General features: G+C 71.3%; 8 protein-coding genes. 5 read left to right on the top strand and 3 right to left on the bottom strand.

Annotated features, from left to right (window positions below; translation table 11 throughout):
- Positions 1-63 precede the first annotated feature (63 nt).
- Complete coding sequence (locus ACQP1V_RS33010) at positions 64-2,022, bottom strand: family 10 glycosylhydrolase (RefSeq protein ID WP_433414069.1); 1,959 nt, start codon at positions 2,020-2,022, stop codon at positions 64-66.
- Between the two features lie 208 nt (positions 2,023-2,230).
- On the opposite strand from ACQP1V_RS33010, the gene ACQP1V_RS33015 reads away from it, so the two are divergent.
- The gene (locus tag ACQP1V_RS33015; RefSeq protein WP_433414071.1) at positions 2,231-3,757 is read left to right on the top strand and encodes an N-acetylmuramoyl-L-alanine amidase; all 1,527 of its coding nucleotides are present in this window, start codon (positions 2,231-2,233) and stop codon (positions 3,755-3,757) included.
- 190 nt (positions 3,758-3,947) lie between these two features.
- Positions 3,948-7,103 carry a S8 family serine peptidase gene (locus tag ACQP1V_RS33020; protein ID WP_433414073.1) on the top strand — a complete coding sequence of 1,052 codons (3,156 nt, stop codon included), beginning with the start codon at positions 3,948-3,950 and terminating at the stop codon, positions 7,101-7,103.
- An 86-nt stretch (positions 7,104-7,189) separates the two neighbouring features.
- Here ACQP1V_RS33020 and ACQP1V_RS33025 read toward each other — a convergent pair whose 3' ends face one another.
- The gene (locus ACQP1V_RS33025; protein WP_433414075.1) at positions 7,190-8,362 is read right to left on the bottom strand and encodes an acyl-CoA dehydrogenase family protein; all 1,173 of its coding nucleotides are present in this window, start codon (positions 8,360-8,362) and stop codon (positions 7,190-7,192) included.
- Complete coding sequence (locus tag ACQP1V_RS33030) at positions 8,359-9,579, bottom strand: CaiB/BaiF CoA transferase family protein (protein ID WP_433414077.1); 1,221 nt, start codon at positions 9,577-9,579, stop codon at positions 8,359-8,361. The genes ACQP1V_RS33025 and ACQP1V_RS33030 overlap by 4 nt, the downstream gene beginning before the upstream one ends.
- A gap of 417 nt (positions 9,580-9,996) precedes the next feature.
- Here ACQP1V_RS33030 and ACQP1V_RS33035 point away from each other — a divergent pair, with 417 nt between their 5' ends.
- Genes ACQP1V_RS33035 through ACQP1V_RS33045 form a run of 3 tightly spaced genes read left to right on the top strand, consistent with a single transcriptional unit; the run spans position 9,997 to position 12,984 of the window.
- Entirely contained in the window at positions 9,997-10,686 is a 690-nt protein-coding gene (locus ACQP1V_RS33035) for a GntR family transcriptional regulator (protein ID WP_433414079.1), read from the top strand.
- 32 nt (positions 10,687-10,718) lie between these two features.
- Entirely contained in the window at positions 10,719-11,336 is a 618-nt protein-coding gene (locus ACQP1V_RS33040) for a TetR/AcrR family transcriptional regulator (RefSeq protein WP_433414081.1), read from the top strand.
- Complete coding sequence (locus tag ACQP1V_RS33045; protein WP_433414083.1) at positions 11,326-12,984, top strand: acyl-CoA dehydrogenase family protein; 1,659 nt, start codon at positions 11,326-11,328, stop codon at positions 12,982-12,984. Before ACQP1V_RS33040 ends, ACQP1V_RS33045 begins: the two co-directional genes overlap by 11 nt.
- The last annotated feature ends 1 nt before the right edge of the window (position 12,985 follow it).

Consider the following 12,985-nt stretch of genomic DNA (forward strand, 5'->3'; position numbering starts at 1 on the left):
CTCCTCCGCGTCGGTCCACGCCGAAGGGTACGTGAACCGACGCGGTGTGATCGGCGAGGAGGATCAGAGCTTGGTGATGCGGACGGCGTCGGCGATGACGTAGCCCGTGGTGGAGGTCCACCGGCTCACGCCCACCACCTTGTACGTCCCGGCGGCGAGGGTGAACGTGCCGAGCGAGCGCCATTGGCCGCCGCCCGTGCGCTGGTCCACCGGCACCGTCTGGTTGCCACCGCTCGTCGCCACGATGTACGGCGTCGCGCTGTTGTAGCCGGAGTTGGCCGGATACCAGACCTCCACGCGGTAGCTGCCCGCGCCGGGGATGGCGGCGGTGAACCAGGCCGGGTCGCTGGCGGCCACCGGGGAGGCGAAGCGGTAGTCGGCGCCGTACGCCTGGGAGGAGTAGGCCGAGGTGCCCCAGGCGGAGCCGGCGGCGAAGGACGGGTCGGAGTTGTCCACGACGACGCTGAACGCGCCGGAAGAGCCGACCGACTTGCCCGCGCTGGGCGCGCTCTCCTGCTGCCACCGGTCGAGGGCGGTGACGTAGTAGGTGGCGGTGTCCCCGGGCGTGGTGTCGGTGTAGCTGGTCTGCCGGGTCGTCGCGATGAGGTTGCGGGCGTCCGCGAAGAAGCACGGATCGGTCGTGGTGGGGGCGCCCGCGACCCGGTAGACCGCGTACGAGGTCGGCGAGCCGGTGGCCTGCCAGGAGAGGGCGACGGCGTTCGACGTCCGGGTGGCCGAGGTGATCGTGGGGGCGGCGGGCGCGCTTCCGGTGCCGCGGGCGGGCAGGAGCGCGGGCTTGGAGTAGTGCGCGGAGGCGAGGGCGGAGAAGCCGCCGATCCGGTCCGCCTTGACGTCCTTGGCGCTGAAGTACACGTCGCCGGCGACCTCGGGGTGCTTCCTGTTCTCGTAGAGGTGGTTGCTGAGCTCGGCGGGGCTCTGCCAGGCCGCGTCCTGCCCGCTCGCGCCGACCCGGTAGACGGCCTGGCCGACGACGAGTTGGACGCCGGTCCCCTTGACGACGTCGGACCACCACCCGGTGAGCACGTCGTAGGCGGCGGGGGCGTACCCGATGTGCCAGTAGATCTGCGGCGCGATGTAGTCCACCCAGCCCTGCTTCACCCACTGCCGGCTGTCGGCGTAGATGGCGTCGTAGGACTGCAGGCCCGACGTGCGGGAGCCGAGCGGGTCGGTGGACGAGTTGCGCCAGATGCCGAACGGGCTGACGCCGAAGGCAGCCCACGGCTTGGCCGCGTGGATGCGCTGGTCCAGCTCACGCACGAGCCGGTTGACGTTGTCGCGGCGCCAGTCGCCGATGTCGGAGAAGCCCCCGCCGTACTGGCTGAAGGCGGCGGCGTCGGGGATCGTCTCGCCGCTCACCGGATAGGGGTAGAAGTAGTCGTCGAGGTGGACGCCGTCGATGTCGTACCGGCTGACCGCGTCCATGATCGCGTCCTCGATGAACGTGCGGACCTCCGGGATGCCCGGGTTGTAGTAGAGCTTGCCGCCGTAGGCGAAGCGCCAGCCGGGGTGCTGGCGCGCCGGGTGGGTCGAGATCAGCTTGGTCGGGTCGTCGTGGTTCGCGACCCGGTACGGGTTGAACCAGGCGTGCAGCTCCAGGTTGCGCGCGTGCGCCTCGGCCACCATGAACGCCAGGGGGTCGTATCCGGGGTCGCCGCCCTGTGTGCCGGTCAGCCATTGCGACCACGGTTCGTACGACGAGGGCCAGAAGGCGTCGGCGGTGGGCCTGACCTGGATCATCACGGCGTTCATCCGCCTGCTGACGGCCAGGTCGAGCCAGGAGCGCAGCTCGGCCTGCTGCGCCGAGACGCTCAGGCCGGTCCGGCTGGGCCAGTCGATGTTGGCCACCGAAGAGATCCACATGGCGCGGAGCTGTCGCTTCGGGGTCGCGGGGTCGGTGGCGCAGGCCGCGGCGGCGGCGGGGGTCACGGCTGAGGTCGGGACGACGAGGTTGACGATCGCGACGGTGAACACCGCCAGGAGGGTACGCAGCAGCGCGGTCACGAAAAGAAGTTTCAATAAATTGCAAAGCGAGCGCAATAGTCTTCACAGGATCCGTGGACCCAAATCTCAGGGGGCCCGCGTGAAGGATCAGCACGCTCGGCGGCGATGAGGGCGAAAATTTTCACCTAACACAGATCGTTTGTCAATTATCGACATCGTGTCAGGAGTGACATACGGTGCAGCCGTTACCCCCGGACAGGAGCTCCACATGACACCCCCCATTGCCCGGTTAACCGCTGTCGCCGCATCCGCCGTCGCCGCACTCGTCGTCCTCGCCGGCCAGCCCGCGGTGGCGGACCGGGAGACCCCGCTCCCGGCGGCGTTCGACCGCGCGGCCGCGGCGCGGGACGTGCCGCGCGACCTGCTCGTCGCCGTCGCCTACGCCGAGACCCACCTGGACGCCCACGAGGGCAAGCCGAGCGCGAGCGGCGGCTACGGCGTCATGCATCTGGTCAGCAACCCCACCACCCACGCCCTGGAGAAGGCCGCCGAGCTGACCGGACTGCCGTCCGGGAAGCTCCGCACCGACACCGAGGCCAACATCATGGGCGGCGCCGCCGTGCTGCGCGCGTACGCCGACGAGCTCGGCCTCGACGAGGCGGCCAGGAAGGACGCCGGCCGCTGGTACCAGGCCGTCGCCAAGTACGGCAACGCGTCCACGCCGGAGGTCGCCCGCCTCTACGCCGACGCCGTCTACGAGCAGATCGGGCTCGGGATCGACACCCGCGGCGTCAGCGTCAAGCCGCAGGAGGTCACCGCCGACCGCGGCGAGTACGCCAAGGCACGCGACCTGAACGCGGCGGTCGACCCGAACGCGGCGGCGGGCATACTCAGCGCCGACTATCCGCCCGCGAACTGGGTCGCGGCCAGCTCCAGCAACTACACGGCCTCCAGCCGTCCGTCGGCCTACGCCATCGACCGCGTGGTCATCCACGTGACCCAGGGCTCGTACGCCGGCTCCATCTCCTGGTTCCAGAACCCCAGCGCGCAGGTGTCGGCCCACTACGTGGTCAAGTCGTCGAACGGCGAGATCACGCAGATGGTCCGCGAGAAGGACGTCGCCTGGCACGCGGGCAGCTGGTCCTACAACACCCGCTCCATCGGCATCGAGCACGAGGGCTACATCAGCGAAGCCTCGTGGTTCACCGACGCCATGTACCGCGCCTCGGCGGCCCTGACCCGCGCCATCTGCGACAAGTACGGCATCCCGAAGGACCGCGCGCACATCATCGGGCACAACGAGGTGCCTGGCGCCACGCACACCGACCCCGGCTCGTACTGGAACTGGACCACGTACATGAACTACGTGACCGGCGGCGGCACCCCGCCGTGGTCGGCCACGATCGACAACTCCAGCGCCGGGTTCTCGGCGAGCGCGAACTGGGGCACCTCGGCGTACTCCAGCCAGCGTTACGGCGCCGACTACCGCTTCGCCAACCCTGTGGCGGCGAGCGACCCGGCCTGGTACCAGGCCAGCATCCCCAGCGCCGGCACGTACAAGGTCGAGGTGTGGTATCCGGCCGACCCCGGCTACAACTCCTCGGCGCCGTACATCGTGGCGGCGTCGGGCGGTAACCAGACGGTCTACGTCGACCAGCGTTCGGGCGGCGGCTCGTGGCGCAGCCTGGGGACGTTCTCCCTCAGCGCCGGCACGTACAACGCCGTCGGCGTCAGCCGCTGGACCTCGGGCACGGGCTACGTCATCGCCGACGCCGTCCGCATCTCCCGGGCCTGACCTCCTCTCCAAATGGCCCGCGCCGCGTCACGCGGCGCGGGCCATGCGCCTTTCATCGGGACGCGGCACACATTGACCATACTCCGTTGAACGGAGTATGGTCCTTCGCGCGCCCAAAAGATCATTCCCGTTTTGGGCGGTTCTTGTCCCCAGAACGGGACGATCGATCCCCATCCCCGAAAGGCAACCCATGATCTTAGGCAATGGCCTCGTCGCCGCCCTCCTGGCAGGGACGCTCGGCGTCGTGCCGGTACACGGCCCGCAAGCCGACACCGTGCAGCCGAGGCTCGGAAAGGCGGGCGGCGTAACGCTGATCACCGGCGACCGGGTCGTGGTCACCGGCAAGAGCTACCGGGTGGAACCCGGCCCCGGCCGGCAGGTGGCGTTCATGAGACAGGTCCGCGGCGATCACCTGTACGTGATCCCGTCGGACGCCAGGCCCCTGGTCGCCCAGGGCCTGCTCGACGATCGGCTGTTCGACGTCACCCAACTCCTGGAATGGCACTACGGCGACGCCGACACGCCGGACATCCCGCTGATCACCCAGTCGGGCACGGGCCCGACCCCTGCGCTCAGGGGCGCGCAGGGCGCCCGGCAGCTCGCCGGCCTCGGCATGACCACGCTTCGCGTGCCCAAGAGCGGCGCGGCTCAGACCTGGAAGGACCTGACAGCGGGCCCCCGTACTCTGGCCGCGGGCACGACGAAGATCTGGCTGGACGGCCGCCTGTCCTACAGCCTCGACCAGAGCGTCAAGCAGATCGGCGCCACCGAAGCGTGGAAGCAGGGCATGACCGGCGAGGGCGTCACGGTCGCCGTTCTCGACTCCGGCTACGACCCCGACCATCCCGACCTGAAGGGCGTGGTGGCGCAGGAGCGCAACTTCAGCGACGAGCCCGACATCCGAGACAACGTCGGCCACGGCACCCATGTCGCCTCGATCGTCGCAGGTAACGGAGAGAAGTACCGGGGCGTGGCCCCCGGCACACGGCTGGCCATCGGAAAGGTGGGCGGCAGCTTCGGCGCCTCGGAGTCCGCCATCATCGCGGGCATGGAGTGGGCCGCCGTCGAGGTCAAGGCCAAGGTCGTCAACTTCAGCATGGGCTCCCCCGACACCCCCGAGATCGACCCCGTGGAACAGGCGGTGAACACGCTGTCCGAGCGGACGGGCACGTTGTTCGTCGTGGCGTCGGGAAACACCTTCCGGGACCCGGTGATGAGCCCCGGCAGCGCGGACGCCGCCCTCACCGTCGGCGCCGTCGACAGGAAGGACCGGGTGGCCCCGTTCTCCAGCACCGGCCCCCGCCTGGGCGACCACGCCGTCAAACCGGACCTCACCGCACCGGGCGTCGGCATCGTCGCGGCGGCGGCCGCCGGCACCGCCGACGACACACACGTCGCGAAGAGCGGCACCTCCATGGCCGCGCCGCACGTGGCCGGGGCCGCGGCCATCCTCGCCCAGCGGCATCCTGACTGGACCGGCCGGCAGCTCAAGGCCGCGCTGGCCGGCAGCGCCGCTCCTTCGCCGGGTGCCACGCCGTACCAGCAGGGGACCGGACGAGTGGACCTGGTGCGCGCGCTCGCCCAGAACGTGGTGGCCCAGACGGCGGACACCTGGGCCGCCTTCCCCTGGGACGGCCCGGACGAACGCACGAAGACCGGGACCATCACCTACACCAACTCCGGCGACGCCCCGGTCAGCCTCGACCTCGCCAGCGAGGGCGACGTGCTGAAGCTCTCCGCCCAGCGGATCGAGGTGCCCGCCGCCGGACAGGCGTCGGTCACGCTCACCATCGACGCGAACGGCAAAGCCCCCGGCGACTATGTCGGGACGATCACCGCCACCTCGGGCGATACCGTGATCCGCACCCTGGCGGGTGCGTACGTCGAGCCGGAGTCCTACAACGTCACCATCAAGACCATCGACAGGCAGGGCGAGCCGGCCGACGCCTACGCTCAGTTCTACGACCCGAAGACGGGCGTCGTCCGTGACGTGTTCTCCCAGGACGGCGTCGCCGAGGTTCGGCTGCCCAAGGGCGAGTGGAATCTCTACGCGGAATTCTTCCAAAGGACCATCACGGTCGCCCATACCGCCCTGAAGGTCGACAACGCCGACCAGGAGCTGACGATCGACGCGCGTCGCGGCAAGCGGGCGCAGACCACGCTGGACGATCCGACCGCGGCGCAGCAGAGCGGCTTCGATTTCCGGCTTGACTACGGGCCGTGGAAGATGGCCTGGTCATCGTCCAACCCCGAATCAGAGTTCTACGTCGTCCCGGCGCGCCTGGCGGGACTGCGCTTCATGCTCAGGACGCTCTGGGGAAGCAAGGATGTTTCCCCGAGCCCCTACGTCTACGACCTCGTCAACCGCCACGCCGACGGGCTGCCCGAGGATCCCACGTACGCCGTCAGGCAGAAGGACCTCGCGAAGGTGACCGTGACCTATCGCGCATCCGGCGTGGCGGCCCAGGGCACACCGTTCGCCGGGCCACGATTGGGCGACCTCAGTTTCATGTCGTGGCTGGGTCAGGATGTGAGCCTGCCGGGCACGCTCACCCATTACCGGACGCCGGGCCTGGTCTGGGACAGCGGGCTCGAGGTCGGATCGGCCTACCTGGCCGATGATGGCAGGGCAAAGAAGCGCGGGCACACCCAAGAGGTGTGGAACACCGCGGTGACCGGCCCGTCCTTCACCGTTTCCGGCGGCAGCCGTATCGGCGAAACGCTGACCTTCTTCGGAGGCACGCTCTTCTCGGACGGCGCCGAGGGAAGGGTCGGCGGGGACAACGCGGCCACCGGAACCGCCACCCTCGCCAAAGACGGGCAGGTGCTCGCCAAAACGGATCTCGCCGACTGCGCGGTCTTTGAGCCGGAGTCGTGCTCGCTCAACGCCGAACTGGCGCCGGAGCCCGCCTCGTACACGCTGAGCGCGTCGATGCGCAGGCAGGTGCCGCACTCCACGCTCTCCACCGGTGTGGAGTCCGTGTGGACGTTCCGGTCCGCGAGCACGGCGAAGGAACAGGCGCTTCCGCTGATGGCGATGCGCTATGCCCCCGCCGGGCTCGACGACCTCAACCGTGCCAAGCCGGGTTCACTGACCCGGCTGCCCATGTGGATCGAGCGCAACCCGGGGGCTCCCAAGAGCGCAGTGAAGTCCGTCCGGCTGGAGATGTCCTCCGACGACGGGGCGAACTGGCGCCGTATCCCGGTCGTCCCCACCGCTTCGGGATGGACGGCCATGGTGCCGAACCCGCGTACGGCCGGATTCGTCTCCCTCCGCGCGGTGGTGACCGACGCGGCGGGCGCCGGTCTGACCCAGACGATCACTCGCGCCTACGCCATCGGATGAGAACCCGCCACCTCGCCCGGTAGCCCGAACCGTCCGGGCACGGCGCGGAGCTCGGCTCCGAAGCTGCCGTGCCCGGACGGCGAGGGTCAGCGGAAGGCGGGGGTTCCGGTCAGCGCCAGCCCGAGGGACAGGGCGTGGACGTCCTCCGTCCCCTCGTACGTGGCGACCGATTCGAGGTTGACCATGTGCCGCATGACCGGGTATTCCAGCGTGATGCCGTTGGCGCCGTGCATGCCACGGGCGAGCGCGGCGACGCGCTGCGCGGCGCGCACGTTGGCGAGCTTGCCGAAGCTGATGTGCGAGTGGTGGGCCAGGCCGTCGTCCTTGAGGCGGCCGATCTGCAGCGCGGTGAGCATCGCGTGGTTGACGTCCACCAGCATGTCGGCGAGCTTGCGCTGGGTGAGCTGGAAGGCGGCGATCGGCCGGCCGAACTGGACCCGGTCGCGGGCGTAGTCGAGCGCCGACTCGTAGCAGGCGCGCGCCGCGCCGGCCGCGCCCCACACGATCCCGTACCGGGCCTCGGACAGGCACGACAGCGGGGCCTTGAGCCCCTCGGCGCCCGGCAGCATGGCCTCCGCGGGCAGCCGGACGCCCTCCAGGACGAGCTCGGAGGTGATCGAGGCGCGCAGCGAGAGCTTCTTGTGGATCACGTTCGTCGAGTAGCCGGGGGCGCCCCGCGGCACGAGGAACCCGCGGATCCCGTCCTCGGTGGCGGCCCACACGACCGCGATGTCCGCGACCGAGCCGTTGGTGATCCACATCTTGGTGCCGTCGAGCACCCAGTCGGAGCCGTCGCGCCGGGCCCTGGTCCGCATCGAACCGGGGTCGCTGCCCGAGTCCGGCTCGGTCAGCCCGAAGCAGCCGATGGCGTCGCCGGACGCCATCCGGGGCAGCCACTCCTGCCGCTGCTCCTCGCTGCCGTACCGGTGGATCGCGGTCATCGCCAGCGAGCCCTGGACGGAGACGAAGCTGCGCAGCCCGCTGTCGATCGCTTCCAGCTCGCGGCAGGCGAGGCCGTAGCTCACCGCGTTCGTGCCGGCGCAGTCGTACCCGTCCAGGTGCATGCCGAGCACGCCGAGCGCGCCGAGGCCCTTGGCGATCGCGCGCGGGTCGGGGATGGTGCCCGCCTCGAACCAGTCTGCGACGTACGGGAGCAGCTCGGCGGCGCCGTACGCGCGCACCGTGTCGCGGATCGCGCGCTCCTCCTCGGTGAGGTCGCGGTCGACGGCGAGGAAGTCGTGCGGGTCGGGGGTCTTCACCGGTTTATACCTTTCTGGGCGGGGTCCGCGGCGTCGCGGTCATGGGGGTGTTGGCGGTGTTGGCGGGCCACGCCGTCTGCCTCCAGACGGCGGATCTCGTCGCCGGTCAGGCCGAGCTCGGCCAGCAGCTCCCTGGTGTGCTCGCCGTGCAGGGGCGGGGGCTGGGTCGGCGGGACGTCACCGGTCAGCGTGAATCCGGTGCGCAGCAGCTCCAGGAGCCCGGCCGTCGGATGCTCGACCGTGACGGTCGCTGGGTCCTCCGCGGCCCGGATGCCCTCAAGCACGCCGCGGATCTTCCCGACCGGCACGCCCGCGTCCTGCAGCAGCCGGGTCCACTCGACGGCGGGGCGGGTGCGGAAGACCGCGCTCAACTCGGCGACCAGCGCCTCCCGGTGCCGAACCCGCAGCGGGTTGGTGGCGAAGCGGGGGTCGGCGGCGAGGTCGTCGCGTCCGATCGCCGCGCACATGGCGCGGTAGAGCGCGTCGTTCCCGACCGCGACGGTGACGCCGCCGTCGGCCGCCTCGAAGGTCTGGTACGGCACGATCGTCGGATGCGCGTTGCCGTACGGCTTCGCCTCCTGGCCCGAGATGAGCGCGCTCTGCGCGACGTTGGTCAGCGCCGACAGGGCGGAGTGCAGCAGGGACACCTCCACCCGCGCCCCGGTCCCGGTGAGCGCCCGCCGGTAGAGGGGGCCGAGGATGGCCACCGCCGCGTTGAGCCCGGCGAGGATGTCGACGATGGCGACGCCGACCTTGCTCGGGGAGTCGCCGGTGATGTGCATCAGCCCGCTCTCGGCCTGGACGGCGGCGTCGAAGCCCGGCCGGTCCTGCCGGCCGAAGCCGGTGATCGAGCAGTAGACGACACCCGGGTTGCGCGGCCGTACGGACTCGTAGCCGATGCCGAGGCGGTCGGCGACGCCGGGCCGGAAGTTCTCGATGATCACGTCGGCGCGCTCGCACAGCAGGGCGGCGACCCGGCGGCCCTCCGGGTGCTTCAGGTCGAGGGCGATGTCGCGCTTGTTGCGGTTGACCGACAGGTAGTAGGCGGCCTCGCCGCCCGCGTACGGCGGTCCCCACGCCCGGGTCTCGTCACCGTGGACGGGGTGCTCCACCTTGACGACGTCGGCGCCCATCTCGGCGAGCAGCATGGTCGCGTACGGCCCGGCGAGCACGCGGGAGAAGTCGGCCACCAGGACGCCGGCGAGCGGTCCGCTCATCGGGGCTCCTCGTGCGGTCGATGTCGGAGTCTCATGCTGACGATCTGCTCCAGGGGTGAGGGTCGCAAGGGGTGCTCGGCCGTCGAGCACCGCCCGGCAGCGCTCCACAAAAGCTTGACCGATTGTATTTTGGATCCAGTATTACTTGTACGGTCCCGCGCGTCCAGCCTCGGGGCGAACGGCGTCGAACACGTGAGCCCCTAAAGTCGGACGTGCAGCGGCCCCTGGTGCGCTGTCCGCAAACGTTCATCGGGATCGAGGGAACGGAGCGGAAGGGAGCGAGGACCGCAGGGAAGGCCCAGCGGAGCGGGCTTCGCGAGGACCGCAGGTTCCTTCCGGCGAAGTGACCGACCCAGCCAGGGGGTCACGGGCACCGGCGGGCCGATCGGGTGAGACCACGAGACGGAGTAGGACAGGGTGGACATCGAAGCCAGGCCTCCGCAGACGACCCAGCAGTACGTGCTGGAGCAGCTGCGCCGGGCGATCCTCACCGGGCAGCTCGCGCCCGGCTCGGCGATCCGGCAGGACGCGCTGGCCGAGCAGCTCGGCGTGAGCAGGGTCCCGATCCGCGAGGCGCTGAAGATCCTCGAGGGCGAGGGCCAGGTGATCTACCGTCCCCGGCGCGGCTACATGGTGGCCGAGCTCGCCCTGGAGGACTTCCTCGAGGTCTACCGCATCAGGCAGATCCTGGAGGAGGAGGCGGTGCGGCGCGCGATCGAGCGGATCACCGACGAGGACATCCAGCGGCTGCAGGACGCCCACGCCGACGTCGTCGCCGCGGGACAGGCCGGGGAGATCATCGCGATGGCCGCGGCGAACCGGCGCTTCCACTTCACCCTGATCGACGCCGCCGGGATGCCCCGCCTGCGTCGATTCCTGAGCATCCTGTGGGACGCCAGCGACGTCTACCGCTCCCTCTACTACAGCGAGGAGAGCAACCGGGAGCGGGTGGAGCGCGAGCACCAGGGCATCATCGACGCGGTACGCGCGCGGGACACCGAGGACCTCATCCGCCGCCTCGGCGAGCATCGGGCGGGCACGGTGGCGACCTTCCGCGAGTTCATGGCGAAACAGGACAACCCGGCCGCCGTCCGCCGTACCCCTTGACCAAAGCTGCAAATCTGGATTCACTGCTTGGTATGCCCTACCGGCGTACGGAGAAGACCGAGCGGCGGCTCGCCGAGGTGCGTGAGCGGATCGTCTCGGCGGCCTGGGACGTGGTCGCGGAGAGCGGCTTCGAGGCGGCCGCCATGTCCGCCGTCGCCGAGCGGGCCGACCTGTCCGCGGGGGGCATCTACCGGCACTTCCCGTCGCGGGGCGACCTCCTCACCGAGGTCTTCCGGCGCGCCTCCGGCCACGAGCTGGACGTGCTGGCCTCCGTCGCGGCGGCGGACGGCACGGTGCGGGACCGCCTCGCCCGCGTCGTGGTCACGTTCGCCCGCCGCGCGCTCGACGGCCGCCGCCTCGCCTACGCGCTGATCGCGGAGCCGGTGGACCCCTCCGTCGACGCGGCGCGGCTGGACTACCGGCGGCGCTACCGAGACCTGTTCGCCGACCTGGTCCGCGAGGGCGTGACCCGCGGCGAGCTGCCCGCCCAGGATCCGGAGCTGACCGGCGCCGCGCTGGTGGGCGCCGTCGCCGAATGCCTGGTCGGCCCGCTCGCACCGGACCACGACCACGCCGACGACGAATCACTGATCGCCAATGTGACGGCGCTCGCCTTGAACCTGACAGGAGTGACGACCGATGCCGGCTGAGCGGTACGAGATCGACCCCTTCGTCCAGGACGCGCCGCGGGTCGCCAACCGGTGGCGGGCCGACCGGGCGCTGCGCCAGGCGGTCCAGCGGATCCTTCCCCCGGACGTCTTCGAGAAGGCGGCCGGGGAGCTGGACCACGCCGCCGAACGCTGCGCGACCGAGATGCCGCCCCTCGCGGCCAGGGCCGAGGCGAACCCGCCCCGGCACCTGCCGTACGACGCGTGGGGGCGGCGGATCGACCGGATCGAGATCGACCCCGCCTGGACCGAGCTGGTACGGCTCCTGCAGGGCCTCGGCGCGGTGGCGATCCCCTACGAGGAGACATACGGAGCCTACGGCCGCGTGGTGCAGGCCGCGCTGTACCAGATGGTGCAGGCCGTGACCGCGACGGCGCTGTGCCCGCTCGGCATGAGCGACGGCGCCGCGGCCTGCCTGCGGCAGCACGACGCGGAGCTCGCCGCCCGGTACGTTCCCCTGCTGACCAAGCGGGTCGGCGGCTGGACCTCCGGCCAGTGGATGACCGAGAAGGAGGGCGGCTCCGATCTGTCGCGCTCCGGCACCGTGGCGACGCCTCTCGGCGACGGCACGTGGGCGCTGCGCGGCACCAAGTGGTTCACCTCGGCGACCACCGCCGACATCGCCGTCGCGCTGGCCCGGCCGGAGGGCGCCGAGCCCGGCAGCCGCGGCCTCTCCCTGTTCGCGCTGGAGCTGCGCGGGCCGGACGGCGGCTGGAACGGCCTGCGGGTGCGCCGCCTGAAGGACAAGTACGGCACCCGCGGCCTGCCCACGGCCGAGCTCGACCTGGACGGGGCGGTCGCCGTCCCCGTCGGCGGGATCGGCGGCGGCATCGCCAAGATCGCTTCGGTGCTCCACGTCGCCCGCATGGCGTCGGCGCAGGCCGGGCCGGGCGCGACCGGCCACCTCCTCCAGCTGGCCCGCGACTACGCCCGGCGCCGGACGGTGCGCGGCGGCCCGCTGGCCGACTCGCCCCTGCACCTCGGCTGGCTGGCCGAGCTCGCGGCCGAGCACGAGGCGATGGTGCAGATGGCGCTGCGCTCCGCGCAGCTCGTCGGCCGCCAGGAGAACGGTGACTCCGGCGACAGCGGGGACACGACCCCGCTCGCCCGGGTCGTCGTGCCGCTCGCCAAGATGGTGACCGCGCGCGAGGCCGTACGCGTCTGCTCGGAGCTGCTCGAATCGTTCGGCGGCGCCGGCTACCTGGAGGACACCGGCATCCCGCAGGTCCTGCGCGACGTGCAGGTGCAGTCCATCTGGGAGGGCACGACGAACGTCCTCGCCCTCGACGTCGTCCGGGCGCTGGGCGCCCCCGGCGTCGCCGCGGCGTTCCGGGACGACGTGGAGGCGCGGCTCGCCGCCCACCCGCATCCCCGCACCGAGGCCGCCGCGCGGATCGTCCGGGACGCCGCGCGGGAGGTCGCCGCGCGCGAGCCCGACCCCGCGACGGCCCGCGAGCTGGCCTGGAGCATGGCCCGCACCTACCAGGCGGCGCTGCTCGCGGCCCAGGCCGGCTGGGCGCTCACCGCGCTCGGCGACGAGCGCACCGCCGTCGCGCTGGAGATCTTCACGGCGCGCCCCCTGACCATCCCCGTGGCGCACGAAAAGTCGAGGTTGCTCGGATTGGAGTGAG

The sequence above is a fragment of the Microtetraspora malaysiensis genome (genome assembly GCF_050947145.1).
In the GTDB taxonomy this organism is placed as follows: Bacteria; Actinomycetota; Actinomycetes; order Streptosporangiales; family Streptosporangiaceae; genus Microtetraspora_A; species Microtetraspora_A malaysiensis.